This window comes from Actinokineospora auranticolor (assembly GCF_002934265.1).
GTDB classification, from domain to species: domain Bacteria; phylum Actinomycetota; class Actinomycetes; order Mycobacteriales; family Pseudonocardiaceae; genus Actinokineospora; species Actinokineospora auranticolor.
Genome location: NZ_PTIX01000007.1, coordinates 171,013 through 195,446, shown reverse-complemented (window position 1 = coordinate 195,446; position 24,434 = coordinate 171,013). Strand labels below are relative to the sequence as shown.

Genomic DNA, 24,434 nt, shown 5'->3' with positions numbered 1-24,434 from the left:
CCGATGCGCGGAGCCCTGTCCGGCCTGACCACGCGGGGCCGGTGCCTGCTGGCCGCGGGCCTCGCCGCCGCGCTGTGCTCGGTGATGCTCAACGAGCGCGACCTGCTGCGGGTCTCGGTGTTCGTGGTGGCGCTGCCGCTGCTGGTCTGCGTGTTCACCGCGATGACCAGGGTCGGCCTGCACGCGCGCAGGCACATCTCGCCGCTGCGGGTGCCGGTCGGCGGCCGGGCGGACGTGGCGCTGGACGTGCACAGCACGGGCAGGCTGCCCACGGTCGGCCTGCTGGTCTCCGACGGCGTCCCGTACGCGCTCGGCGGCAAGCCGCGGTTCCTGATCGAGCACCTGCCCCGGCACACCGGCACCCAGCTGCGCTACTCGCTGCAGCCGATGCTGCGCGGCATCCAGCAGCTGGGCCCGCTCAAGGCGACGGTCACCGACCCGTTCGGCCTGGCCGAGTTCGAGCGCGAGCTGGCCGGGGTGTCGCGGCTGGTCGTGGTGCCCCGGGTGGTGGCGCTGTCCGGGTTGCCGGGCGGCTCCGGCCTCGGCTCGGGTGACGACGGCTCGGTCCGGCTCAACGCCGGTCAGGGCGAGGACGACGCCATCGTGCGCCCGTACCGGCAGGGCGACGACCTGCGCAAGGTGCACTGGCGGTCCACGGCCAAGCGCGACGAGATGATGGTCCGGGTCGAGGAGAGCCCCTGGCGCGGCGGCACCACGGTGCTGCTGGACCGGCGGATCAGCGGCCACCGCGGGGTGGGCGCGGCGTCGAGCCTGGAGTGGGCGGTGTCCTTCGCCGCGAGCATCTGCGTGCACCTGCACCGCCACGGCCACCCGGTGCGGCTGGTGTCGGAGACCGGCGCCGTGCTGGTCAGCGACGCGGGCGACGGCGGGCACAGCGACGCCGCGGTGCTCGACGCGCTGGCCGCGCTGCAGCCGGTGCACCAGCGGGAGATCTCCTGCCCGGCGGACCCCGGCCACGGCCAGGAACTGATCGCCATCCTCGGTGCGGCCACCCCGGACTCGATCAGCAGGCTGATCCGGTACCGCACGCGCGGCGTGCGCAGCATCGCGGTGCTGCTGGACACGCCCGCCTGGGGCGCGGGCGAGGACGACGACGTGGACCCGAGGGCGACGGGCGCGCTGCTGGCCGCCGCGGGCTGGGGCGTCACCACCGCCCGCCCGGACGTGCCGATGGGCCAGGTGTGGGGCGGCGTGTGCCGCACCGGCACGCGGCGCGGCGATTCGATGATCGCGGGAGCTGGTTCATGAGCGAGCGGACGACCGCGCAGGCCCAGTGGTCGACCACGGTCACCCCGGTGGTCGCGGCGGTCACCACGCTGTGCGCGTCGACCGCGCTGTCCGGGGTGATCGAGGGCGCGCGGTGGCTGGGGCACGCGGGTGTCGCGGTGATCGTGGTGACCGCCATCGGCCTCGGGCTGCGGGCGCTGCGCACGCCGACCCTGCTGGTGGTGCTGGCCCAGCTGGTCGGCCTGCTGTGCCTGCTGACCGCGCTGTTCACCGACAGCGGTGTGCTGGGCCTGTTACCGGGCCCGGACGCCTTCGACGCCCTGGGCCGGGTGCTGACCGACTCGGTGGAGGCGGTGCGCACGGGCGTGCCGCCGGTCGCCGAGACCCGGCCGGTGCTGTGCCTGGTGGTGATCGCCATCGGCCTGGTCGGGGTGCTGGTCGACACGCTCGCGGTGGCCGCGGGCACCCCGGCGGCCTGTGGCCTGGTGCTGCTGTGCGTCTACGCGGTCCCGGCGTCGCTGGCCGACGACCTGCTGCCCTGGTGGTCGTTCGTGCTGGGCGCCGGGTCGTTCGCGGTGCTGCTCGCGGTGGACGGCACGCACCGGCACCGGCTCTGGCGCAACCAGGCGGCGCTGCCGACCCGGGGCGCCGGGTTCGGTTCCCCGACGGCCATGGTGTCCTCGGCGCTGGTGCTGGGCCTGCTGGCCGGTGGGCTGATCACCGGGATCGGCACGGTTGGCAGCCTGCCGGGCGACGGCACCGGCGGCGGCACCGGCGGCGGGCTGGCGCTCAAACCGTTCACCAAGCTGCGCGGCATGCTGGAGCAGGGCGGCAACCGGGAGCTGCTGCGGGTGCGCGGCCTCGGCAACGAGACCCGCTACCTGCGCGCGCTGACCCTGCCCCGGTTCGAGCGCGACGGCGGCTGGGTGCCCGCGAGCGCGCTGGCCACCAACGTCCGCGCGGCCGGGCCGCTGCCCGCGGCCCCCGGCGACGACGGCCAGGGTCCGCAGACGCGCATCGAGATCGAGCCGATCAACTACGAGGACAACTGGGCGCCGGTGTACGGCACCCCCCGCCAGATGTTCGACCTGCCGGACAACATGTTCTACGACCTGGGCGGCGGGATGGTCTACGCGCGCAACGCGCGCAAGCTGGACCGCTACGTCGAGGCGGCCGACCTCAGCCAGCCCACGGCGGGCGACCTGCGGCTGGCGGGTTCGGACTTCAGCGAGGTCCACGAGATGTACTTCGACGCCGAGGGCATCGACCCGCGGGTCGTGCAGCTGGCCAAGGACCTCACCCGCGACCAGCCGACGATGCTGGACAAGGTGCTGGCGCTCAAGACGCACTTCACCAACTCGGCCAACGGCTTCAAGTACCAGACCCAGACCGGCCAGGGCAGCGACGAGACCGCCCTGCGGGACTTCCTGTTCGACTCGAAGGTCGGCTACTGCGAGCAGTACGCCTCGGCGATGGCGCTGCTGGCCAGGGCGGTCGGCATCCCGTCGCGGGTGGCCATCGGCTACACGGCGGGCTTCCTGACCGGCGACTACCGGTCGATCACCACCCAGGACGCGCACGCGTGGGTGGAGGTCTTCTTCCCCGACCACGGCTGGGTCACCTTCGACCCGACGCCGCTGTCGGACGGCCGCACGTACAACCCGCCCTACGCCAGCTCCCCGCCGAGCTCCGGCCCGGCGACGGGGGTCAGCGAGGAGAAGCCGCCGACCGCGACCACCACCACCGCGGCGGCGCCGCGCACGGACCCGGGCAAGGACCAGACCCCGCAGGCGGGCGCCAAGACGCCCGGCGAGGTGGCGACGCCGTGGTCGTGGCAGGCGTGGACGGCCCTGGGGCTGGGCGTGGTGGCGGCGGCGCTGGTGGCGCTGGCCTACGCGGCGCGATTGCGGATCGCGCGACCGCTGGCGATCGGGGTCGGCGTGCTGGCGCTGGTGTTCCTGCTTTCGCTGCTGTCGTGGTGGCTCAGCGCGCTCCTGGTGCTGGCCGTGCTGGGCGCGGTCCCGGCGCTGGTCCGGGACTGGCGCAGGCGGCAGCGCCGGGACGCGGTGCTGGGCGACTCGCCGGACGCGGCGTCGGCGGCCTGGACGGAGCTGCTGGCCGAGTCGTGGGACCGGGGCACGCGGGCGCCGGACACCGACACGGTCCGCACGGCCGCGCGCAGGCTGGTCAAGGAGCACAGCCTGGACGACGGCAGCAAGCAGGCGCTGCGCACGGTGGTGAACTCGGTGGAGCGGTCGTGGTACGGCGGCAGGCGCGACCGGGACCCCGAGCTGGCGGCGGCCTTCGACGAGGTGGTGCGCGGTCTGCGCCGCTCGTCGCCGCTCGACTGGCGCGGCAGGCTGTTGCCCCGCTCGGTGCTGCGGCCCCGCAAGCGCAAGCGCGGGGACGACGAGAACTGAGAGGCACCCCGGATTCGGACTCGGGTGGCCGTCACACCCGCTGCGGTGTGGCGGCCACCGCCGTTCCAGGGGCGAACGGGAAGCCAGGCAGGCCCGCGCACTTCGGCCCGCGACCGGGCGCCATACCGCGGGGTGGGGTCCGACCTGACCCCGGACATGGCTGTGCGCCGGGTCCGCGTGGTGCGGTTCCCGGCGCTAAGCCGTGGGTTCTGCTGAGTTAACGCTCGTCGTCGAAGCGCTTCTTGAAGCGCTCCTCCATGCGTTGCGAGAACGAGCCTCGGCGGTGGTGGGCGGCGGCGCCGCCACCCCCGCCCGCGGACTCCTGACCCGACTCCGTTTCGGAGCCGCCCTGGCGCAGCGCCGTCAGCGTCAGCAGAGCGCCGACGAACATCACCAGGAAGCCGAGCAGGCTCACCACGGGGATACCAGCCGGTTTGAACGGCAGCATCACACCGAGCACGAGGAGCGCGACCCCCAGGACGAACAGGGCGATACCCTGCAGCCTGCGCCGTCGAGACGGCTTGCGGAGACGGGCACCTCGGACGGTGGAGGCGAACTTGGGATCCTCGGCGTAGAGCGCGCGCTCGATCTGGTCGAGCAGTCGCTGCTCGTGCTCGGAGAGTGGCATACGTTCCTCCTCCGGCACAGCGGTCGCGGGCGCCGGGCGATCACGGTTGCCGCCGGACCCGGCGGGCACTCCTCGGTGGGGGTGTCGCCTCCAGGATACGGGGCGTTTCCCCCCGCGACTACCCGATCCCGGATCACGACGTGGCCGCTGTTGCCGGGTTTGCCCGGGTGTCCTCCGTACGGGGTAGCGCCCCGGCGCCGGGAGGCGTCTCGTGACGCCGTTGCGCGTCTTGTCGATCACGCTCCGCCCCGGTGGCGATCGGCGCCCCGACCAGCGGCTCCGGGATGGCGAAGGCGTCGACCAGGGTCCCGGCGTGCGGGCGCAGGCCGCGGCAGAGGTCGTTGACCGCGCCCGTGACGGCTTTCGCCCGGGTCGTGCTGAGCCTGCCGTGGCCGAGGAACCAGTCGAGGTCGGCCTCCACCGCCGAGAGCACGTGCAGGTCGCACACCCGGTTGAGCAGGGCGGCCGCGTCCGGGTCGGCGCACCGGTCGACGCCCGCGACGAACGCCTCCAGCACGACCCGCTCGACGTGCACGCGCGCGGCCCGCAGGACGTGGTCCTGGGCGTTGTTGAACACCTCGAACGCGTCGGCGCCGGGTGCCCCGGCCCGGCGCAGTCGGCGGGCGAGGGTGTCGAGGACGTGCTTCTCGCGGTCCTCGAACAGCCGCAGGTGCCAGCCGCGGTCGAGCAGGTCGGTGTCGTCGTTCTGCGGGCTGACGGCGGAGACCAGGCGCTCGATGAGCGATCGGGCGGCGGTGCGCTCGATGACGGTGCCGACGAACTGGTCGGCGATGAACCGGGCCATGCCCGCGGTGCCCAGGTCGTGCACGTGCTGGCGGTAACCGGTCAGCAGGCCCTTGGCGACGAGTTGGTAGAGCACGGTGTTGTCGCCCTCGAACGTGGTGAACACGTCGGTGTCGGCCTTGAGCTGCGGCAGCCGGTTCTCCGCGAGGTACCCGGCGCCGCCGCAGGCCTCGCGGCAGGTCTGGATGGTGCGGGTGGCGTGCCAGGTGGTGGCGGCCTTGAGCCCGGCGGCCCGGGACTCCAGCTCGCGTTGGCGGCGGTCGTCGGGTTCGTCGGCGAGTTCGTGCAGGGTCGTGACGAGCTGTTCCTGGGCGAAGTGCAGGGCGTAGGTGGTGGCCAGGGCGGGCAGCAACCTGCGCTGGTGGGCGAGGTAGTCGAGGAGGACGACCTCCTCCGGTTCCCCCGGGCGCGGGAACTGGCGGCGTTCCAGCGCGTACCGCACGGCGATGGTGAGCGCGCTCTTGGTCGCGCTGCCCGCCGCGCCCGCGACGCTGATCCGGCCGCGGATGAGGGTGCCGAGCATGGTGAAGAACCGCCGCGAGTCACCCTCGACGGGGCTGGTGTAGGTGCCGTCGGGGGCCACGTCGCCGTAGCGGTTGAGGAGCGCTTCCCGGGGGACGCGGACGTTGTCGAACCAGAGGCGGCCGTTGTCGACGCCGTTGAGGCCCGCCTTGCGCCCGCAGTCGGCGATCCGGACGCCGGGCAGCGGGGCGCCGTGCTCGTCGCGCAGCGGGACCACGAGCGCGTGCACGCCCCGGCTCTCGCCGCCGGTGATGAGCTGCGCGAAGACCACGGCGGCGCGGCCGTCGCGGGCGGCGTTGCCGATGTAGTCCTTGCGGGCGGCCTCGTGCGGGGTGTGCACGACGAACTCGCGGGTGACGGGGTCGTAGGTGGCGGTGGTGCGCAGGTTCTGCACGTCGGAGCCGTGGCCGGTCTCGGTCATGGCGAAGCAGCCGGGCAGGTCGAGGTCCATGATCGCGCGCAGGTAGCGGTCGTGGTGGGGCTCGGTGCCCAGGGCCGCGACGGCGCCGCCGAACAGTCCCCATTGGACACCGGCCTTGACCATGAGGGAGAGGTCGCCGAAGCCGAGCATCTCGAAGGAGGTCAGGGTGGCGCCGGTATCGCCGTCGCCGCCGTGGCTCTTGGGAAAACCGGCGCGGGGGTAGCCCGCTTCGGCCAGCTCCTGAAGTTCGGCGTAGACCTGTGCGCGGTGCTCCTCGGTGCTGAGGTCGTACGTGTGGGGTGAGGGCAGTTCGGCCATCCGTTGCCGCGCGTCCCGCCGCACTCGCGCCCATCGGCCGTCGAGCACCTCGGTCAACCGGGCTGTCGCACTACCGTCCATCGTGGCCTCCTTCTCCCCCGACGCTAACCGCGCGGGGCGGCGTGCGCCGGTCGTGGCGATGGGGTTTCCTGGGGCCATGGACGCCGTGTCTGCCCTCAAGCAGATAGCCCTGTACCTGGAACGGTCCGCGCAGCCGACGGGCAAGGTCCGCGCGTTCCGGCGGGCGGCGGCGGTCGTGGCGGAGTTGCCCGCGGGGGAACTGGAGCAGCGGGTCGCGGCGGGCACGCTGACCGCGATACCGGGGATCGGGCAGAGCATCGCCACGATCCTCACCGAGACGGTGCGGCTCGGTGAGCCGACGTACCTGACCAACCTGCTGGCGGAGAACGCGGAACCGGTGGCGGGCGGCACAGCCCTGCGGGCCGCGTTGAAAGGCGACTGCCACACGCACTCGGACTGGAGCGACGGCGGCAGCGGCATCGAGGAGATGGCCCGCGCGGCCATGGCCCTGGGCCACGAGTGGATGGTGCTGACCGACCACTCCCCGCGCCTGCGGGTGGCCCGCGGCCTGACCGCCGACCGACTGCGGCGGCAACTGGAGGTGGTGGCGGAGCTGAACGTGGCGCTGGCCCCGTTCCTGGTGCTGACCGGGATCGAGGTCGACATCCTCGACGACGGCGGCCTGGACCAGGAGGAGGACCTGCTGGCGGAGCTGGACGTGGTCGTCGCCAGCGTCCACTCCAAGCTGCGCATGCCCGAGGCGGAGATGACCGAGCGGATGTTGACGGCGGTGGCCAACCCGCACGTGGACGTCCTGGGCCACTGCACGGGCAGACTGGTAACGGCCAAACCCCGCCCCGAGTCGACCTTCGACGCCCGCGCCGTGTTCACCGCCTGCGCCGAGTACGGCGTGGCGGTGGAGATCAACGCCCGCCCCGAACGCCGCGACCCACCCCGCCGACTCCTGAGCCTGGCCTCGGACCTGGGCTGCGCCTTCGCCATCGACAGCGACGCCCACGCGCCGGGCCAACTGGACTGGCTGCCCTACGGCTGCGAACGGGCGGAGGACTGCGGGATCACCGCGGACCGGATCATCAACACCCGCACAGCCGACGCCCTCCTGGCAGGCATCGCCGCCCGCGCGAGGTGATCACGGCGCGACCCGCACCCACCGAACGCCACCGGGCCGCCCCCGCCGGTCGCCAGGAGACCGCTGTCGCCGTCGTCTTCGGCGTAGTAGGCGACCAGCGTCATCACGCGTTTTCGTTGGCAGGCACCTGAGCCATGTCGCGAAGGTGCCGAGCGTGCCCGATTTCGGCAGGCATCCGCCGATCGCTTCGGCGGGCCGGGGCAGGAGCACAGTCGGGCCGGAGGGATTCCGGGATGGGAGCAGGCCGAACCGGGTACATCGGCGCGCCAGTCGGTACTCCCGCGCCGCGGGGCCGATCCGGGCGGGTGCTGTTCAGGCGGTTATCTGGTCGTCGGTCAGCGTGCGGCGTTCTACGGCCGCGGTGAACTCTCGGAGGCCGTAGAGGAGGGCCGTACGAGCCTGGTCCGGCATGACGGCCAGGACCTGGGCCAGATCGGATCTTCGCGCCGCTCTCAGCCGGTCCAGCAGTTCCCGCCCCCGCACCGTCAGCACGATCTCCACTTCCCGCCGGTCGGTGACCGCGGCGTGGCGGTCCAGCAGGCCCGCCGTCTGGAGGCGGTCGCACAGGCGGCTCGCCGAGGACGGGATGGTGCCCAGCTCCTCGGTCAACCTCGTCAGGTTGACCGGTTCCAGTGCCTCCACGAAGTGCAGCGCCCGCAGCTGCATCGCGGGCACCTTCGGGTAGACGTCCGCGTTGGCCCGGGTCAGGACCAGGCCCAGGGCCCGCGCGGCGACCTCGGTCTCGGTTGCCTCGTCCGGTGCCGTGGGGGACATGCGCCCACTCTCGCACACCCGCCGGTCGATCCGGGCGAATCCCCCACCGTCACGCGGGTTCGGGGGCGCCGCCGAGGAGGGGGATGACGGCGTTGAGGCCGGTGATCGCCAGGATCCTGGACAGGAACGGGGGTACGCCGTCGAGCAGCACCCGGGCGCCGCGGGGCAGGGAGCGCTTGTGGGCGGCGATGAACACGCTCAGGCCGCTGGAGTCGATGAACGTCAGGCCGCCGAGGTCGACGACGATCTCGGCGTTGTCCTCGATCAGTTCGAGCAGGGCCCGCTTGAACTCGACGGCCGTGTGGGTGTCCAGCTCGCCCTTCGCGCTGACCACCAGCCGGTCGCCGTCGGTGCTGACGGTGTGCGAGAAGTCCCTCACGGGCGGCCCGCCGTGAGCGCGCCGTCGGTCCAGTGCCGGTCGACCAGGTCCCTGGCCAGCGGGAAGTCGCGCAGGTCGGCGGCCAGCAGCCTGCCGAGCTCGTCGACCAGCCCGGGCTCCACGCCCCGGGCGAACAGCAGGGCCGCGGTCCAGGCCGCGGTCTCGGACAGGGTGGTGGGGTCGCCGGTGAGCAGGGCCGACCAGACCGCGTGCAGCGCCTGGTTGACCACGTCGACCGCCACCGCCGCCACGCTGTCGAGCGGCAGCTGCTCGGTGGTCACCACCTGCGCGGCCAGCGCCCAGCGCTCGCGCAGGCCGGTGAACAGCCGGTGGTGGATCAGTTCCAGCGCGGCCTGCTCCCCCACCGCCGGGCCCGGCAGGGGGGCCGCCTCCGGCACCACCGTCGGCAGCTCCGCCACCACCGCGACCGCGTCCCGCGCGCTCGCCGCCCACGCCGTGGCGCCCAGCGCCGTCGCGCGGCGGCCGTCGACGCCGAACGCGGATCCGCCGACCACGACCGGGATCCCGGCGGACGTGCTGGCCTCGATGAACCGGCGCGTGGTCGGCAGGGCGCCCAGCACCGAGCAGCTCACGGCGGTCGCGTCGGGCCCCAGGTCCTGCAGGTACTGGCTCAGCCGCAGCGGCGGGGTCGACGCGCCCAGCAGCGTGACCTCCCAGCCCGCGCCGCGCAGCGCGGTGCCGACGATCATCGCGGGCAGCGCGTGCCACTCGCGTTCCGCGCAGGCCACCACGACCCGGCCGCGGGTCGCGGGCACCCGGCGTGCGTAGCGGGCGACGGCCTCGGTGGCCGACACCGCGACCGCGGTGGCCGCGTGCTCCTCGGCGACGGTCCACTCCCCGCGTTGCCAGCGGTCCCCCACAATGCGCTGCGCCGACGAGATCACGTCGACCAGCACCGTCGCCGGGTCCACACCGTCGTCGAGCAGGCCCTCGACCGCGGCGACGGCCGCGTCGACGTCCACCGAGGCGAGCGCCCCGTCGAAGCGACCGAGCGCGTCGAGCACGGCGTCCGACTGGTCCGACTGCTCTGCCAAAACCGCCTACCTCTCGCAGGACACCGCGAACAGGGCCATGTCGTCGTGCGCCCGACCGCCGAGGTACTCCACGACGTCCCGCTCGACGGCTTCGCACACCACCGCGGGGCTCGCGCCCGCGTACGCGGGCAGCAGGGCGCGCAGCCGGTCCATGCCGTAGCAGCCGTCGGGGCCGCGGGCCTCGTAGATGCCGTCGGTGAACATCAGCAGCGTGTCGCCGGACTCGAGGCGCAGCGCGGTCTCGGTGTAGGCGACGTCCGGGAGCACGCCCGCGACGGTGCCCGCGACCTCGGTCTCCACCACCGACCCGTCGGCGCGCACCAGCAGCGGCGGCGGGTGGCCCGCGACGGCGAGGGTGACCTCGGCGGAGCGGCCGTCGGCGGCCGGGCGGACCCGCGCGCACACGACCGTGACGAACCGGTCCGAGTCCTCCTCGTAGAGGACGGCGTTGAGCGCGGCCAGCACACCGCCGGGGCGCCGGTCGAAGTGGTACGCGGTGCGCACGCTCTGCCGGGCGCGGCCGGTGAGCACCGCGGCCTCCACGCCCTTGCCGCAGACGTCGCCGAGCACCACCAGCCAGTCGTCACCGGAGCCGTGCACGTCGTAGAAGTCGCCGCCGATGTCGAGGTGCTGGGCCGCGGCGCGGAACCGGGCGGCCAACCGCAGGCCGTCGGGGCGCGGCAGCACCGGCGGGCGCAGGCCCGACTGGAGCACGGACGCGACCCGGGTGCGCTCCTCGTAGAGCCGCGCGGAGTCCAACGCCGTGGCGGCGCGAGCGGCGACGACCTCGGCGAGCGCCACGTCCTCCTCGGTGAACCCGCGGCCCGCGCCGCGCACCAGGACCAGCACGCCGACGGTGGAGCCGCGGGCGGTCAGCGCGACGCCGAGCACGTCGGCCGGGCGCAGCGCGGTGGCCTCGGACCGCAGGCCGTCGTGCGGGATCATGCTGTCGAGGCCGTCGGCGTGGCCGGTGTCGACGACGTGCAGCAGCTCGGAGCGGCCGGAGCGCAGCACTCGGGTGAGCCCGAGGTCCTCGGCCTCCGCGCGGTGCACGGCGGTGGAGAACGTGGGGTTCTTCCCGCCGAAGAGGGACAGGCGGCTGGAGCTGTCGTCGGCCATGGCGAGCATGACCCAGTCCGCCATGCCCGGCCGGACCAGCGCGAAGAGGCGCAGGATGGTGCGCCGCAGGTTCAGCGAGCCCGCGAGCTGGGTGGTGACCTCGGCGGTCAGCGCGATCCGCTCCCGGGCCCCGGCGAGCAGTTGCTGGTCGCTGAGCAGGGAGCGCGTGCCGTGCTCGGCCTCGGCGGGTGCCGCTCGCTCACCGAGCGGCGGTGCCTGCGCCCCCGGCGCGGCGGGCTTGCTGCCCGTCATCGGTCACTCCTCGCTTCTTCGGTCGAGGACAGCGGAGGGGATCAACGGTACTAGCAACCGCGGGCGGGCTACTTCGCGGACTCGCGGTGCCGGGCAACCGGTTCCACCATCCGACCGCCGACACCCGACCCCGCCGGGACGGCGAAGTCGGCCCACACCCACTTGCCGACGCCGTCGGCCTCGTGCCCCCACGCGTGGCTGAGCGCGTCGACGATGGTCAGGCCGCGGCTGCGCTCGGACAGCAGGCTCGGCGGCTTGCGCACCGGCACCTCGCGGGTGTCGTCCCAGACCCGCAGCCGGACCCGCGGCGCGACCAGCGACAGCTCCACTCGGATCTCGCCGACGCCGTGTTCGATCGCGTTGGTCACCAGCTCGGACGCGGCCAGGATCACATCGCAGACCAAGGTCTCCACCACACCCCACGAGCGCAGCGCCGCGCCCACGAACTCCCGGGCCTCCCCCGCGGACCGGCTGGCAGAGGGCAGGCGGGTGGCCAGTTGTCGCACCCGTCCGCCGTTCTCGGCCTCGTGGCGCACCCGGCCGTCGTTCGCCGCCTCGCTCACGTTCTCCGCACCACCCCTCGCGCGCACCGCGCGTCGGTCCAGCATCCCTGCCCGCGCTGTCCCCGTATCCCCCGGTCCCCGGCGGGACCCACGTGCCGAGGGGACAGCACGACGTTCACGCCGGGAGGGATACCCCGGTCGGAATCGGGTGAACCAACCGCGGGGTGAACAGCGTCGACCGCACCACCCACCACGAGCCGCCCCGGCCCGGTCTCGGTGCCGGGGCCGGGGCCGGGGCGCGCCGCCCGCCGGTCCCGGGGACCGGCGGGCACGCGGCCGATCGGTCCGGGCGCGGGCCCGGACCGGGAAGCCGTCAGGCCTTGTCGGAGCCCGCGAGGCCGAAGACCTCGGCGAGCCCGGTGATCTCGATGATCCGGCGGACCCGCTCGTGCGGGGAGTCCAGCACCAGCGAACGGCCGGACTCCTCGGCCTTGCGCAGCGCGGCGACCAAGACCCGCAGCCCGGCGGAGTCCATGAACTCCACTCCGGACAGGTCCACCCGCACCCCGCCGCCGGGCTGCGCCAGCGCGTCGTCGAGGGCCTGCTCAAGCTGCGGCGCGGTGGCCAGGTCCACCTCGCCGGTGACCTCAACGACAACCGGGTCGGTGCCCGAGCTGTTGATCTCCACTGTCTGTCCTTCCCTCACCGCAGGCGCATGCGCCGCGCTCCCGCGCGGCCGTCCACGCCGACGTCACAGTAGTAGTCGCCGCCGCACCGGGCCGGACGCCCGGCGGCGGGGTACCGATCGCCCCTCGTCAGACGGCCGAACGGCCGGTTGCCGGGTACGCCGTTTCGGGCTCCGGGCCCCGGGGTAGTTCCCGGTCGAACCCGCTGTGCGGAGCGGGCACCGAGGAGGGACCGACCATGGCCGAGATCACGCGACTGCCCAAGCCCGTCTCCGACGAGTGGTCGTGGCAGCTCAACGGCTCCTGCCGGGGCGCCGACAGTATGATGTTCTTCCACCCCGACGCCGAGCGCGGTCCCGCCCGGCACGCCCGCGAGGAACGCGCCAAGGCCGTCTGCCGCGCCTGCCCGGTGCTGCAGCAGTGCCGCGAGCACGCGCTGGCCGTGCAGGAGCCCTACGGCATCTGGGGCGCGATGGGCGAGGGCGAGCGCCGCACCCTGATCGCGCAGCGCAGGCGCTCGCTCCGCGTCTCCTGAGCGCGGGCGGCACCCCACGGGCCCGACGGCGGCGCGTGGGGTGGGTAAACCCGGCAGTCTTCGGCTCGTGCGCCGCGGACCGCGCGCGGACCACCGCTGTCGTGACCGCCACCCCCGTGCGGGGACTGGCGGTGACGAGACCGGTGGCCGCGCGGGCACTGTCGAGCGGCGCAACTCAGCCCGCCAGCGTGTCCTCGCCGAGAGCGGCGCGCAGCCGCTCCAGCGTCTTCGCCAGCAGCCGCGACACCTGCATCTGCGACACCCCCACGCGGCGGGCGATGTCGGCCTGCGACATGCCGCGGAAGAAGCGCAGCACGATGATCTTCTGCTCGCGCTCGGGCAGCTCGGCCAGCAGCGGACCGAGCGCGCGGCGGTTGTCCACCTCGACGAGCCGGTCGTCCTCGTAGCCGAAGCGGTCGCCCGCGGGTTCGGCGAGCCGGGCGTCGAGCGAGGTGCCCTGCTTGGCGGCGCTGGCCACGAGCGCCTCGTAGACCTGCTCCTTGGTCAGCCCTAAGTGGTCGGCCAGCTCGCTGGGCTTGGGCGCGCGGCCGAGCTTCTGGCTCAGCTCGTTGCGGCCCGCGGCGACGGTGACGTGCAGTTCCTTGAGCTGGCGGGGCACCCGCACGGCCCAGCCGGTGTCCCGGAAGTGCCTGCGCAGCTCACCCATGATGGTGGGGATGGCGAAGGCGTAGAAGTTGCCGCGCTCGGCCTCGAAGCGGTCCACGGCCTTGATCAGGCCGATGGTGGCGACCTGGACGAGGTCCTCCAGCTGGTCACCGCGCCGGTCGAACTTGCGCGCGAGGTTGCGCGCCAGGTCCATGTGGTCGGAGACCAGGTCGCCGCGCAGCTGCGCGCGGCGCGGGTCGTCCGGGGCGAGCGCGGCCAGCTCGCGGAACCGCTCGACGTCCGAGCTGTCCCGGTCCTCCGATCTCGGTTGGGAGGTCACCGCGGGTCAGCCCCGGCGGGGCCGGGCACGGCCAGCAGCTCGACGCGGATGCGGAAGCCGCCCTCGACGGGCGCGACCTCCTCGGTGACGGAGGTGGCCAGGGCGGTCAGGATCTGCCAGCCCATCGCGTCGGCGGACGGTGGCTGCCCGTGCTCGGCGTCGACCTCGGCGCGCACCCGGATGCCGTGCTCCGCGGGCTCGAACCGGCAGACCAGCGCGCTGTCCCCGGCGGCGGCGCGGACCAGCAGCGAGCAGGCCTCGTCGACGGCCATCCGCAGGTCCTCGATGGCGTCGAGGTCGAAGTCCATGCGCATCGCGATGTCGGCCGCGAAGGACCGCAGCAACGGCACCTGCTCGGCGTCGGCCCACACGCGGACGTCGACGTCGCGCACCCCGTGGGCACGTGAGACCGGGCTGGTTTCCACCTCAGACACGCTGCTCCTCCTGCCGTCCTGGCACTCGCGGTGGACCGTACCGCGCTTGTCGAAATGGTGGAGCGGGGTGGGACTCGCGCCCAGCGGGCACCTTCGCCACCCCGCCCCACAGCGAGAAGTTCGCGGGGCAGGACCCTGCTGACTGTTACCCCTCCACCTCCCACCTCAAACGGGTGATGCGGAGAGATTTCGCGACCGGCCATCGCGCCAGGTCAGACCGCCGGGCGGTCAGCGGTCGGGTTTGGGTTCGGTGGCGCCCGCGCGGTCCGGGTGGGCGCCGAGGAGGGACGCGGGGCGGATGGCGGCCGTGCCGAAGCGGGTGCGGGCCTTGTCCGCGGCCTGGTCCGCTTCCCGCCACCCCTGCGCGGGCGCGTCGATCGCCAACTGCTCCGCCCCGTCGGTGGACAGCTGCTCCACCCGGATCCCGATGAGCCGGATGGCGCCGGGCGGGGTCTGCTCCGCCAGCAGCTGCGCCGCGGTCCGGTAGATCTGCTGGGTGACGTCGGTCGCGACCGCGAGCGTCTTGGCGCGGGTGATGGTGGTGAAGTCGGCGTACCTGACCTTGATGGACACGGTTCGCCCGCGCAGCCCGCGTTCGCGCAGGGTGGCGGCCGTGCGTTCCGAGAGGCGGAGCAGTTCGCGGCGCATCAGGTCGCGGTCGAAGTGGTCGACGTCGAAGGTCTCCTCGGCGCCGATCGACTTCTCCGCCGTCTCCGGGACCACCGCGCGGTCGTCGTGGCCGCGGGCCAGGGCGTGCAGGTGCTCGGCCATGGCGGTGCCCAGCAGCCTGCGCAGCCGGGGCAGCGGGGCCGCCGCCACGTCGGCGACGCGTTCGAGGCCGATGTCGACGAGGCGTTGCGCGGTCTTCTTGCCGACGCCCCACAGCGCGGAGACCGGGAGGGGGTGCAGGAAGTCGGTGAGGTCGGCGCGCGGGACGACCAGCATGCCGTCGGGTTTGCCGAGGCCGGAGGCGAGCTTGGCGATGAACTTCGTCGGGCCGACACCGACCGAGCAGGTGATGCCGTGCTCGGCGCGCACCCGTCGGCGGATCTCGGCACCCACCTCGGCGGGCGTCATCCGCAGCCGCCGCAGGGCGCCGGCGACGTCGAGGAACGCCTCGTCCAGGCTGAGCGGCTCGACCAGCGGGGTGACGTCGCGGAAGATCGCCAGCACCCCGGCGGACACCTGCTGGTACAGCGCGAAGGTCGGCGGCAGGTAGACCGCCTGCGGACACAGCCTGCGGGCCTGGCTGGTCGGCATCGCCGAGCGCACGCCGAAACCGCGGGCCAGGTAGTTCGCCGACGACACCACCCCACGCGGGCCGATCCCGCCGACCACCACCGGCCGGTCGACCAGTTCGGGGCGCTCGCGGATCTCCACCGACGCGTAGAAGGCGTCCATGTCGACGTGCAGCATCGGGCACCCCGTGTCGTCCGGCCACGTGTCGTCGCGGCCGGGGCCACCCACCGCCCGGAACCGCTCGACCAACCCCCGCGGCAGGTCCCCGCTACGCCCCATGGCCCCAGCGAACCACAGACCCCCGACAGGGGATCAGCGCCGGGCGACGCCGTGCAGGCGGGTCGCGATGTCGCGCAGCGGCGGCGTGACGGCCGCCACGACCTCCAGCTCGGCCAGCGCCTCCGCGGCACCCGGGTTGGCCTCCAGCACCGACCCCGGCACCAGGTCCGCCACCACCGACTGGCCCTGCACCAGCTCCACCGCCAGCCCCGCGCCCGCCAGCAGCGCGCGCAGCCCCTCGGTGTCGAACCGGCGGACCAGGCCGGTCGCGCCGAACGCGCCGGTCTCGTGGGTGAGCAGTTCGCGGGCCTCGGTCAGCTTCCCGGACACCGCGCGCTGGAGCACGGCCGCGTACCGGTTGGCCACCAGCACCGACAGCGCCCCGCCCGCGACCAGGGACCCGGCCAGCGCGGCGACGGTGGCCGCCGGGTCGTCGACGACCTCCAGCAGCCCGTGCGCCAGCACCACGTCGGCCGACCCGGGCTCGACGAGTTCCCCGAGGGCGTCGCTGTCGCCCTGCACGGCGGTGATCCGGTCGGACACCCCGGCCTCCGACGCCCGCCGGTGCAGCGTGGCCAGCGCGTTGGGGCTCGGCTCGACCACGGTCACCGCGCAGCCCCACACGGCCAGCGGCACGGCGAGCACGCCGCTGCCGCCCCCGACGTCGAGGACGCGCGGCGCCGCCCCGCCCCGCCGCTCGCGCGCGGCGATCAGCTCGGTGTCGAGCACACGGCGAACAGCATCCGGTCGCATGGGACGAACTGTAGAGACTGGGAGCGGGCGTTCCCGAACCCGGCCCACCGCGGGTCCCGCGAAGTCCGGACGCTGGGTCGGGTTCGTGGCAGCAACTAAGGTCTGGGGTGTGCAGACGGTGGCAGTGCTCAGCCTCAAGGGCGGCGTCGGGAAGACCACGGTGGTGCTCGGGCTGGCCTCCGCGGCGCTGCGGCGCGGCGCCCGGACGCTGGTGGTCGACCTCGACCCGCAGTGCAACGCCACCACCACCCTGGACCCCGCCGAGACCGAGGCCACGCTCGCCGACGTGCTGGAGACCCCCCGCCCCGCCGTGCTCCGGGCGGCGATCGCGCCGTCGGCGTGGGGCAACGAGGTGGACGTGATGGTCGGCTCCGAGGAGCTGGAGTCGCTCAACGACCCGGACCCGGGGCTGCGCAGGCTGGAGAAGCTGGGCCGGGCGCTGGCCGAGCTGGGGTCGCTGCTGGCCGACGGGGAGCTGCCGTACCAGCTGGTGCTGCTGGACTGCCCGCCGTCGCTGGGCCGGTTGACCCGGTCGGCGCTGGTGGCCGCGCAGGGCGCGCTGCTGGTGACCGAGCCGACGCTGTACGCGGTGTCGGGGGCGCAGCGGGCGTTCGAGGCGGTCGAGCAGACCCGCGAGGAGCAGAACCCGAACCTGGTGCCGCTGGGCGTGGTGGTCAACCGGGTCCGCACGCACTCCTACGAGCACCAGTTCCGGATCGCCGAGCTGCGCGAGAGCTTCGGCCACCTGGTGATGCCGGTGGCGCTGCCGGACCGGCTCGCGGTGCAGCAGGCGCAGGGCGCGTGCACGCCGATCCACCACTGGCACACGCCGGGCGCGCGCGAGGTGGCGCTGGCGTTCAACCTGCTGCTGGCCCGGGTGCTGCGCACCGGCGGGCGCGGCAGGCACCAGGCCATAGCGTGGCCGGAGGACGAGGCGTCGGGCGAGTGAGCCGCGATGCCCGAGGGTGACACGGTCTACCGGACGGCCGCGCGGCTGACCGAGGCACTGGCCGGACAGGTGCTGGCCCGCGGCGAACTCCGCCACCCCCGTCTGTCCACTGTGGATCTCGCGCGGCGGGAGGTCACCGGTGCGCGCACGGTCGGCAAGCACCTGTTCCTGCGCTTCGACCGGAACCTGAGCTTCCACCACCACCTCGGCATGGACGGGCTGTGGCAGATCACGGCACCGCGGGCGCGGTGGCGCCGGGCCGTCCACCAGGCCAGGGCCGTGCTGACCACGGCGGACCACCAGGCGGTCGGCTTCCTGCTGGTCGAGATGAGCCTGGTCCCGACGACGGAGGAGGACCGGCTCGTCGCGCACCTGGGCCCGGACCTGCTGGACCCGTCGTGGGGCGCCGAGCACGCCGCCTCGGCGCTGGCGCGGCTGACCGCGGACCCGGCGCGCGAGATCGGCGACGCGCTGCTGGACCAGCGGGTGATGGCCGGGGTGGGCAACGTGTTCAAGGCGGAGATCTGCTTCCTGCTCGGCGCGTCGCCGTGGACGCCGGTGTCCGATGTGGACTGCCCACGCGCGGTGTCGCTGAGCCGGGAGCTGTTGGACCGCAACAAGATGAGCGTCGACCGGATCACCACCGGGGACGCGCGGCGGGATCGGCAGCTGTGGGTGTACGGGCGGCGGACGTCGCCGTGCCTGGTCTGCGGCGGACACGTCGTCACGACGACGCAGGGCGAGGCGCCACGGGAGCGGGTGGCGTACTACTGCCCGCACTGCCAACCGGGGCCGACCCCTTAGACCCCTTGGGTCAGCAGAAGAGAAGCCCGCACGGTTCGCGCGTTGTCGTGCGCGTGGTTCGGGTCGTAGTGGTAGTTGGTGGAGTTGTAGTCGTGGTGGGCGCGACAGTCGTAGTGGGACTGTGGGTGGTCGTGGTGGTGATGGTCGGGGCTGCGGTCGTAGTAGTGGTGGTGGTGGTACTCGTCGGCGGGGCCGACGAACTCCCCTCGGGAGCACTGGTCGACGTCTGCGCCGTCGAGCTCTCCCCCACCGGTGGCGGTGGGGCGACGTCCGTGGGGATAGCCTGAGCGGACCCGGAGGCCGGGATGGGCACCGGCACCACCTCCGCCGCGGGCTTGGGCGCCGGGAGTCCGCCGGACGCCACCCCGATCCCCTCGGTGAACAACACCGCCGCGGCCACACCGAGCACAACACCCGCCGCGATCCGTCCAGGCCGATCCGCTAACGCTCGCACCCTAGGCACACCTTAGTGAGTGATATTCACACACGCTGTGTATGTGGTTGGTCACCCTAGCATCGTCCGACCGGGTGACGGGAGAAATCCGTTTGTCGCCTCCCGGCGCAGCGCCTAGGTTCGGTGGTACACGAGAGAGGAGGTGGTCCAACGGTGTATTCCCATAGGACTCGTGAGGTGGCTGTCCGCTAGGACCACCCCATCCGTCAAACGATGGCAGCCGGCCTGACGCACACGGCTGACACCGGGCCAACCCGGTGCCGTAGGGCGCGGGCGCGTGGTCGGCGAATACCAGGCAGTCACCCAGCCCTCGGGCATCCGGGACCCAGTCCGCCCCGGACCCGTCCGCCGCCTTGTCGGACGGGAGCGCGCCCGGGGGCTGTCCTATACCCGGCCCCGGCCACCACACCCCACGCGAGGCAGTGGCCGCCTGCCGCGGGCGCTCCCCACCGGCCACCACGTCCACCGGAGCCGACCCCGCGACCACCGATCTCCGGCTCCCGATTTCCACCGCGCTCCTCGGCACACCACCGGCACTCGGCAACTCGCGGATCGCCGGCGTCACGCCCGAGCACCCGCGGCCCAACCGGTCACCACAACCGATCAGCCGCTACCGATCAGCCGCAGGCGCACTCCCCCATCGCGACTTCCCCTGAGCCGACCCCGGCGACCACGGATCCCCGAGGCCGCTGCCGGCATCGTGGCTCCGCACCCCTCCTCGGCACACCGCCGCCGCCCAGCGATTCACAGCGCGGATCCGCGCATCACCCCTGAGCACGCCACAGCCCAACCAGGCACCACACCCCACGCGAGGCAGTCGCCCCAGCCGCAGGCGCTCCCCACCCACCGCGACTCTCACCTGAGCCGATCACGCCTACAACGATTCCCGGCACCGTCGCGGGCGTCATCGCGCAGCTCGGCGGCCAGACCCCGCTCGGTCTGGCCCGGCGGTTGGCCGAGGTCGGCGTGCCGATCGTGGGCACCCCGCCGGAGGCCATCCACCCGGCCGAGGCCCCGGCGCCCGCAGCCGCCAACCGGACAGCCCGGTTCCCGCACCGCCACCGACCGACAATTCACGCGGATCACCCGTCCCGGCACCGCGCCCGAGCGCCCCGCAGCCAACAGCCACCACCCCACGCGAGGCCGTGGCCGATCGGTGACCTCCACGACGCCCACCAGCCCCACAGGCGAACCAGGCGCCCCGCGCGACGCGACGGCCCACCCCGTTCTCCGCCTGACGCGCCTTCCGCCCAGTCGACCCCGCCGCCCGTCAGTCCTCCGCGCTCTCCACCTGTTGCAGCTTCCGCCAGGCCAAGCCCGCCGCGCGCTCCGCCGCCTTGGCGTCTCGGCGGGCCGTCTGGAGGGTGCGGCGGGCGTCCAGTTCCGCGTGTTCGGCGGCGTCCAGCGCCGCGTTGAGTTCGCGGACCCGGGACTCCGCCTCGGCCACGGCCGTCTCCGCGTCCCCCACCGCCCGGTCGGCCTCCGCCCGCTGCGCCTCCGCGTCCTTCACCGCTGCCTTGGCCTGCGTCAGCGCCGCTTTCCGGCGGGCCGACGGCGACTCGCGGCGAGGTGCCGGGTCGCTGCGCGGCGCGATGGTCAGGCCCGGCCACGGCTCCGCCACCACCAGGTCGCGCGCCGCGGCCAGGCGGGCCGCGCGCAGCCGTTCCCCGGATGACGGGTCGGCGACCGCGGCGGACAGCATCTCCGCCAGTTCCCTGGTGATCGCCTCGCTCAACGCCTCGCCCGCCAGGGTGACCAGCCGATCCACCAACCGCGTGCGTTCCTGCACAAGTTCCCGCAGGCGGCTGCCCGCGCCGTCCTCGTGGGCGGTGCGCAGGCCGTCGCCCACGGCCAGCAGTTCCTCGACCTCGTCCGGGTGGGCGCGCACCAGGCGGTTCAGCAGCCAGGCCGCGGTCGTGGGCTTGGGCAGCTTCTCGATCCGGGCGGCGGCCTCCCGGTCACCCGCCGCGCGGGCGGCGCGGGCCAGGTCGCGGCGGGCGGGGACGAACTCATCCCTCGGCAGGGTGTACAGGTCGTCCTCCGTCACACCGTCCATCATGGTCCAGGTGACCGGGTGACACGATGGGGTCCGTGGTCTACAAGCAGCTCCTCCGCCGCACCCTGTTCTCCCTCGGCCAAGGCGACCCCGAGGTCGCGCACGAGCGCACCATGGCCGCCCTGGTCCGGCTGTCGAAGGTCCCCCCGGCGGTCACCGCCCTGCGCCGCGCGTTCGGCGGGAAGACCCAGCACACGGTCTTCGGCGTGACCTTCCCCGGGCCGGTCGGGCTCGCGGCGGGCATGGACAAGGACGGGCGGGCGCTCAAGGCGTGGCCCGCGATGGGGTTCGGGCACGTCGAGGTCGGCACCGTCACCCGGCACGCGCAGCCGGGCAACCCGAAGCCGCGCCTCTACCGGCTGCCCGAGAGCGAGGCGATCATCAACCGGATGGGCTTCAACAACGCCGGTGCCGACGCGCTGGCCGCCCGGTTGGCGGAGGTCGGCCCGGTCGGCGTGCCGCTGGGCATCAGCATCGGCAAGTCCAAGGTCACCCCGGTGGACGAGGCCGTCGAGGACTACCGCCACTCGCTGCGCGCCCTGCACCCCTTCGGCGACTACTTCGCCATCAACGTCAGCTCCCCCAACACCCCGGGCCTGCGCGGCCTCCAGGACCGCGCCGCCCTCGACGCCCTGGTCGGCGAGCTGCGCCGGGAGTCCCAGGAGCTGTCGAGCACGCCGAAGCCGCTGCTGGTCAAGATCGCCCCCGACCTGACCGACCAGGCCATCGCCGAGGTCCTGCAGGTCTGCGCCGACCACGGCGTCGCGGGCGTCATCGCGACCAACACCACCCTGGCCCGCAACGGCCTCACCGCCGCCGAGCGCCCGGTCGGCGCCGAGGCGGGCGGCCTCAGCGGCAGGCCCCTCGGCCTGCGCGCGCGCGACGTCGTGGCCTTCGTCGCCAAGGAGACCGGCGGCGCGCTCCCGGTCATCGGCGTGGGCGGGGTCTTCGACGTCGACGGCGCCCTGCGGCTGCTGGACGCGGGCGCCGACCTGGTCCAGTTGTACACCGGTTTCGTCTTCGAGGGCCCGCAGCTGGTCCGGCGGATCAACCGCGCGGTCGCGGCCCGGTAGTCCGGCCGTCGCGGCGGGTGCGGAGCCAGCGCAGCAGCGGGTACGCCGTGACCACCGCGACCGCGCCCCAGGCGATACCCCCGACCGTCACGCCCCCGATGGCGATCTTCAGGTCGCCGACCCCGGCGACCACCGCCACCGCGACCACGGCCAGGTTGACGGGGTCGGCGAAGTCCACCCGGTCGGTGAACCAGATCCGCACGCCGACCAGCGCGATCATGCCGTAGAGCAGGATCGTGGCGCCGCCGAGGACGCCGTCGGGGATGGTGTTGACCAGCGCGCCGAACTTGGGGCTCAGGGACAGCGCGATGGCGGTCAGCCCCGCCACCCCGTACGCGGCGGTCGAGTAGACGCGGGTCGCGGCCATCACACCGATGTTCTCCGCGTACGTCGTGGTGCCGGAGCCGCCGCCCGCCCCGGCCAGCACGGTGGCCAGGCCGTCGGCGATGAGCGAGTCGCCGACGCTGCCGTCGAGGTCGCGGCCGGTGACCGCGGCGACCGCCTTCACGTGGCCGACGTTCTCCGCGACCAGCACCAGCACGACCGGGATGACCAGCAGGATCACCGACGGCCGCACCTGCGGCGCGTGGAACTCCGGCAACCCCAGCCAGGCCGCCGAGGACAGCGCGTCGAGCCGGTCCTGGCCGAGCGCACCGCTCACCGCGGCCACGACCCAGCCGACGACGATGCCCGCCAGGATCGACAGCCGCGACAGCAACCCGCGCGCGACCACCGCGCAGGCGACGATCACCGCGAGGGTCAGCAGCGCGATCCACGGCTGCGCGGCGAACGACCGGGTGGCCGCGGGCGCCAGGTTCAGCCCGACCAGCACGATCACCGCCCCGGTGACCACCGGCGGCATGACCGACTCCAGCAGCCGCACGCCCAGCGCCTTGACCGCGACCCCCACGCCGACCAGCAGCAGCCCGGCGACCAGCACGCCGCCGAGCTGCGCGGCCATGCCGTCCTGGGCGGCGGCGGTGAGCGGGGCGATGAACGCGAACGACGAGCCGAGGTAGCTGGGCACCCGGTTGCGGGTGATCACCAGGAAGAGCAGTGTGCCCACCCCGGAGAACAGCAGGGTGGTGGTCACGGGGAACTTGGTCAGCGTCGGCACCAGCACGGTGGCGCTGAACATGGCGGCGACGTGCTGCGCGCCGAACCCGATGGTCAGCGGCCAGCTCAGCCGCTCGCCCGGGGCGACGACCGCGCCGTCAGGGACACGGCGGCCGTCGCCGTGCACCGACCACAACGCCAACGCTGCCTCCGCCGCCCGCCCCGCCGACTCGCTGCCGTGCATGGTGCCACAGCACGTAGTCGGCAAGTCGATACGACACCGTGATGTTCACACAAATGACCTAGCGGCTGTCGAGCCCACTGGGAATTCGTGACGGAACGTCAGCGATGCCAACTCCACGCGGTCAGCCGCGGTGGATCCAGGACAGCGCGAGTGCGTACGGGTCGCACGTGGCGCCGCGACCGGAGCCGATCCAGGAGACCGCGGTGTCGAGCAGGCAGCCCGCGCGGGCCCGGTCCAGGCCCATGCCGTCGGCGATGACCCAGAACTCGGTCTCGTAGTCGACCATCCTGGCGACCTGCGTGGTGACGCTGGTGCGCAGTCCGGTGGCGTCCATCGTCGAACCCTCCTCTCGCGGGTACCAGTGGTGACACGGATTCGGCGCCGCCGCATGATGCGCCTGACCGGGTGACAACGATCACCGCCCGTCGACCGGTTCGCCGGCTCGCTGTGCCGAACGGGTGAACCCACCCGCCGCCGCGGACCCCCAGGACCGCGGCGACGACACCGACCATTGTGGACGGCCAAGGAATCCTCGGACGGTCTTTCGATCCAGTTCGAACGAACCGGCCTACCGGCCGGGGAACTGGCGCAGCGCCTCGGCCACCCCGGTCAGGTGGTCGGCGGCCTCGGTCAGGTCCGGCCCGCCCTCGGCGAGCGCCGCGACCGCCGCCCCGGCCGCCACCAGCAGCCCCCGGTACGCGGTCAGCCGGGCCTCCATCCGCCCGTGCAGGGTGCGGATGTGCTCGGTGAGGCCGTGCGCCTGCGCGGACCGGGCCACCTCGCGGGCCCGCTCGACGGACAGCAGGCGCTCGCCCAGCGTCCGGATGATCGCCGCCGCGTCCGCCGCGCTCTTGCGCGCCTCCCGGACACCGAGCCCATCGGCCTCCAGCAGGTCGAGCAGCTCGGCCAACGCGTGCTCGACCTCGGCCAGGTCGAGCAGCGGCTGGTAGGCCCACGAAGTCGGCCCCGGCTCGGTGTTCCGCTCGGGGGCGGTGATCATCGCGTCGTACACCGCGCGCGCCAGGTCCGCGTTGGCGGTCGAGCGGACGTGCCGACGCAGCTGCAGGGCCCGGTTGAGCGTCGCGACCGACATCACCAGCAGGAACAGCGCATAGAAGACGGCCTCACCGTCGTCACCGTTCTCGAGCGACTCGTAGACCCCGACCAGGGGGAACAGCGTGACCAGGCCCTCGAGGACGACGAGCACGAGCTGCCGCAAGTGGTACCAGTTGTTCCTGCGGGTGTCGCGGGCGAGGTCCGCCGCGGTGTACGCGGGCTCCTCGGGGACCCGTGCGGTCGGCTCGGTCACCGC

At 73.8% G+C, this 24,434-nt stretch carries 24 protein-coding genes and 1 pseudogene; 9 read left to right on the top strand and 16 right to left on the bottom strand.

All coding sequences use genetic code 11. The features are described from left to right. The first annotated feature begins 3 nt into the window (after nt 1–3). Nucleotides 4–1,269, top strand: coding sequence for a DUF58 domain-containing protein (locus CLV40_RS15615; protein WP_104479627.1), 1,266 nt, complete (start codon nt 4–6; stop codon nt 1,267–1,269). Further along, nucleotides 1,266–3,668, top strand: a complete 2,403-nt coding sequence (locus CLV40_RS15610) for a transglutaminase TgpA family protein (RefSeq protein WP_104479626.1) — start codon at nt 1,266–1,268, stop codon at nt 3,666–3,668. Before CLV40_RS15615 ends, CLV40_RS15610 begins: the two co-directional genes overlap by 4 nt. Before the next feature lie 217 nt (nt 3,669–3,885). Here CLV40_RS15610 and CLV40_RS15605 read toward each other — a convergent pair whose 3' ends face one another. Continuing rightward, entirely contained in the window at nt 3,886–4,296 is a 411-nt protein-coding gene (locus CLV40_RS15605) for a DUF3040 domain-containing protein (RefSeq protein WP_104479625.1), read from the bottom strand. Between the two features lie 133 nt (nt 4,297–4,429). Further along, entirely contained in the window at nt 4,430–6,442 is a 2,013-nt protein-coding gene (locus CLV40_RS15600) for an acyl-CoA dehydrogenase family protein (protein WP_104479624.1), read from the bottom strand. A gap of 76 nt (nt 6,443–6,518) precedes the next feature. Between CLV40_RS15600 and CLV40_RS15595 the strand changes: the two genes are divergently transcribed. Then, nucleotides 6,519–7,532 carry a PHP domain-containing protein gene (locus tag CLV40_RS15595; protein ID WP_104479623.1) on the top strand — a complete coding sequence of 338 codons (1,014 nt, stop codon included), beginning with the start codon at nt 6,519–6,521 and terminating at the stop codon, nt 7,530–7,532. Between the two features lie 312 nt (nt 7,533–7,844). Here CLV40_RS15595 and CLV40_RS15590 read toward each other — a convergent pair whose 3' ends face one another. From CLV40_RS15590 to CLV40_RS15565, 6 genes are all read right to left on the bottom strand, one after another. After that, on the bottom strand, nt 7,845–8,306 hold the full coding sequence (locus CLV40_RS15590; protein ID WP_104479622.1) for a MarR family winged helix-turn-helix transcriptional regulator: 462 nt from the start codon (nt 8,304–8,306) through the stop codon (nt 7,845–7,847). Between the two features lie 49 nt (nt 8,307–8,355). Continuing rightward, nucleotides 8,356–8,685, bottom strand: a complete 330-nt coding sequence (locus CLV40_RS15585; protein ID WP_181043524.1) for an STAS domain-containing protein — start codon at nt 8,683–8,685, stop codon at nt 8,356–8,358. Further along, a complete protein-coding gene (locus CLV40_RS15580) occupies nt 8,682–9,740 on the bottom strand; it encodes a cobalamin B12-binding domain-containing protein (RefSeq protein WP_219823987.1) in 1,059 nt (352 codons plus the stop codon). Before CLV40_RS15580 ends, CLV40_RS15585 begins: the two co-directional genes overlap by 4 nt. A gap of 6 nt (nt 9,741–9,746) precedes the next feature. Continuing rightward, nucleotides 9,747–11,111 carry a PP2C family protein-serine/threonine phosphatase gene (locus tag CLV40_RS15575; RefSeq protein ID WP_104479621.1) on the bottom strand — a complete coding sequence of 455 codons (1,365 nt, stop codon included), beginning with the start codon at nt 11,109–11,111 and terminating at the stop codon, nt 9,747–9,749. A gap of 68 nt (nt 11,112–11,179) precedes the next feature. Further along, nucleotides 11,180–11,674: an ATP-binding protein gene (locus CLV40_RS15570; protein ID WP_245931312.1), complete on the bottom strand. Its 495-nt coding sequence runs from the start codon at nt 11,672–11,674 to the stop codon at nt 11,180–11,182. 313 nt (nt 11,675–11,987) lie between these two features. After that, on the bottom strand, nt 11,988–12,302 hold the full coding sequence (locus CLV40_RS15565; protein ID WP_219823986.1) for an STAS domain-containing protein: 315 nt from the start codon (nt 12,300–12,302) through the stop codon (nt 11,988–11,990). A gap of 236 nt (nt 12,303–12,538) precedes the next feature. Between CLV40_RS15565 and CLV40_RS15560 the strand changes: the two genes are divergently transcribed. Continuing rightward, nucleotides 12,539–12,835, top strand: coding sequence for a WhiB family transcriptional regulator (locus CLV40_RS15560; RefSeq protein WP_104479618.1), 297 nt, complete (start codon nt 12,539–12,541; stop codon nt 12,833–12,835). A 175-nt stretch (nt 12,836–13,010) separates the two neighbouring features. Here CLV40_RS15560 and CLV40_RS15555 read toward each other — a convergent pair whose 3' ends face one another. From CLV40_RS15555 to CLV40_RS15540, 4 genes are all read right to left on the bottom strand, one after another. Continuing rightward, complete coding sequence (locus CLV40_RS15555; protein ID WP_104479617.1) at nt 13,011–13,781, bottom strand: SigB/SigF/SigG family RNA polymerase sigma factor; 771 nt, start codon at nt 13,779–13,781, stop codon at nt 13,011–13,013. Further along, nucleotides 13,778–14,215, bottom strand: a complete 438-nt coding sequence (locus CLV40_RS15550; RefSeq protein ID WP_104479616.1) for an ATP-binding protein — start codon at nt 14,213–14,215, stop codon at nt 13,778–13,780. Before CLV40_RS15550 ends, CLV40_RS15555 begins: the two co-directional genes overlap by 4 nt. A 228-nt stretch (nt 14,216–14,443) precedes the next feature. Continuing rightward, a complete protein-coding gene (locus CLV40_RS15545) occupies nt 14,444–15,733 on the bottom strand; it encodes a DNA polymerase IV (RefSeq protein ID WP_104479615.1) in 1,290 nt (429 codons plus the stop codon). Between the two features lie 33 nt (nt 15,734–15,766). After that, a complete protein-coding gene (locus tag CLV40_RS15540; protein WP_104479614.1) occupies nt 15,767–16,486 on the bottom strand; it encodes a class I SAM-dependent methyltransferase in 720 nt (239 codons plus the stop codon). 109 nt (nt 16,487–16,595) lie between these two features. On the opposite strand from CLV40_RS15540, the gene CLV40_RS15535 reads away from it, so the two are divergent. The 4 genes and pseudogenes from CLV40_RS15535 to CLV40_RS41000 form a co-directional block, all read left to right on the top strand. Next, the gene (locus CLV40_RS15535; protein ID WP_104479613.1) at nt 16,596–17,435 is read left to right on the top strand and encodes a ParA family protein; all 840 of its coding nucleotides are present in this window, start codon (nt 16,596–16,598) and stop codon (nt 17,433–17,435) included. A gap of 6 nt (nt 17,436–17,441) precedes the next feature. Continuing rightward, nucleotides 17,442–18,239, top strand: a complete 798-nt coding sequence (locus CLV40_RS15530; RefSeq protein WP_104479612.1) for a DNA-formamidopyrimidine glycosylase family protein — start codon at nt 17,442–17,444, stop codon at nt 18,237–18,239. 92 nt (nt 18,240–18,331) lie between these two features. After that, on the top strand, nt 18,332–18,526 hold the full coding sequence (locus CLV40_RS38015; protein ID WP_181043523.1) for a hypothetical protein: 195 nt from the start codon (nt 18,332–18,334) through the stop codon (nt 18,524–18,526). A 1,055-nt stretch (nt 18,527–19,581) separates the two neighbouring features. Then, nucleotides 19,582–19,704 (top strand): annotated as a pseudogene (locus CLV40_RS41000) (carbamoyl phosphate synthase preATP-grasp domain-containing protein); the annotation flags it as partial. Nucleotides 19,705–19,963: 259 nt separating this feature from the next. Here the strand turns inward: CLV40_RS41000 and CLV40_RS15520 are convergent. Further along, on the bottom strand, nt 19,964–20,740 hold the full coding sequence (locus CLV40_RS15520) for a hypothetical protein (protein WP_146108043.1): 777 nt from the start codon (nt 20,738–20,740) through the stop codon (nt 19,964–19,966). A 44-nt stretch (nt 20,741–20,784) separates the two neighbouring features. Between CLV40_RS15520 and CLV40_RS15515 the strand changes: the two genes are divergently transcribed. Next, nucleotides 20,785–21,822, top strand: a complete 1,038-nt coding sequence (locus CLV40_RS15515; RefSeq protein WP_181043522.1) for a quinone-dependent dihydroorotate dehydrogenase — start codon at nt 20,785–20,787, stop codon at nt 21,820–21,822. Here CLV40_RS15515 and CLV40_RS15510 read toward each other — a convergent pair. From CLV40_RS15510 to pspM, 3 genes are all read right to left on the bottom strand, one after another. Then, a complete protein-coding gene (locus CLV40_RS15510) occupies nt 21,797–23,122 on the bottom strand; it encodes a uracil-xanthine permease family protein (RefSeq protein WP_181043521.1) in 1,326 nt (441 codons plus the stop codon). The two genes, CLV40_RS15515 and CLV40_RS15510, sit on opposite strands and share 26 nt — an antisense overlap. Before the next feature lie 121 nt (nt 23,123–23,243). Next, nucleotides 23,244–23,456 (bottom strand): hypothetical protein, encoded by a 213-nt coding sequence (locus CLV40_RS15505; protein ID WP_104479608.1) that lies wholly within the window; start codon nt 23,454–23,456, stop codon nt 23,244–23,246. A gap of 234 nt (nt 23,457–23,690) precedes the next feature. Further along, nucleotides 23,691–24,431, bottom strand: coding sequence for a phage shock envelope stress response protein PspM (gene pspM / locus CLV40_RS15500; protein ID WP_104479607.1), 741 nt, complete (start codon nt 24,429–24,431; stop codon nt 23,691–23,693). Between the last annotated feature and the right edge of the window lie 3 nt (nt 24,432–24,434).

Coding starts and splice junctions, on each gene's coding strand:
- CLV40_RS15615 (WP_104479627.1), top strand. CDS start 4: ATGCGCGGAGCCCTGTCCGGCCTGACCACGCGGGGCCGGTGCCTGCTG.
- CLV40_RS15610 (WP_104479626.1), top strand. CDS start 1,266: ATGAGCGAGCGGACGACCGCGCAGGCCCAGTGGTCGACCACGGTCACC.
- CLV40_RS15605 (WP_104479625.1), bottom strand. CDS start 4,296: ATGCCACTCTCCGAGCACGAGCAGCGACTGCTCGACCAGATCGAGCGC.
- CLV40_RS15600 (WP_104479624.1), bottom strand. CDS start 6,442: ATGGACGGTAGTGCGACAGCCCGGTTGACCGAGGTGCTCGACGGCCGA.
- CLV40_RS15595 (WP_104479623.1), top strand. CDS start 6,519: ATGGACGCCGTGTCTGCCCTCAAGCAGATAGCCCTGTACCTGGAACGG.
- CLV40_RS15590 (WP_104479622.1), bottom strand. CDS start 8,306: ATGTCCCCCACGGCACCGGACGAGGCAACCGAGACCGAGGTCGCCGCG.
- CLV40_RS15575 (WP_104479621.1), bottom strand. CDS start 11,111: ATGACGGGCAGCAAGCCCGCCGCGCCGGGGGCGCAGGCACCGCCGCTC.
- CLV40_RS15560 (WP_104479618.1), top strand. CDS start 12,539: ATGGCCGAGATCACGCGACTGCCCAAGCCCGTCTCCGACGAGTGGTCG.
- CLV40_RS15545 (WP_104479615.1), bottom strand. CDS start 15,733: ATGGGGCGTAGCGGGGACCTGCCGCGGGGGTTGGTCGAGCGGTTCCGG.
- CLV40_RS15540 (WP_104479614.1), bottom strand. CDS start 16,486: ATGCGACCGGATGCTGTTCGCCGTGTGCTCGACACCGAGCTGATCGCC.
- CLV40_RS15530 (WP_104479612.1), top strand. CDS start 17,442: ATGCCCGAGGGTGACACGGTCTACCGGACGGCCGCGCGGCTGACCGAG.
- CLV40_RS15510 (WP_181043521.1), bottom strand. CDS start 23,122: ATGCACGGCAGCGAGTCGGCGGGGCGGGCGGCGGAGGCAGCGTTGGCG.
- CLV40_RS15505 (WP_104479608.1), bottom strand. CDS start 23,456: ATGGACGCCACCGGACTGCGCACCAGCGTCACCACGCAGGTCGCCAGG.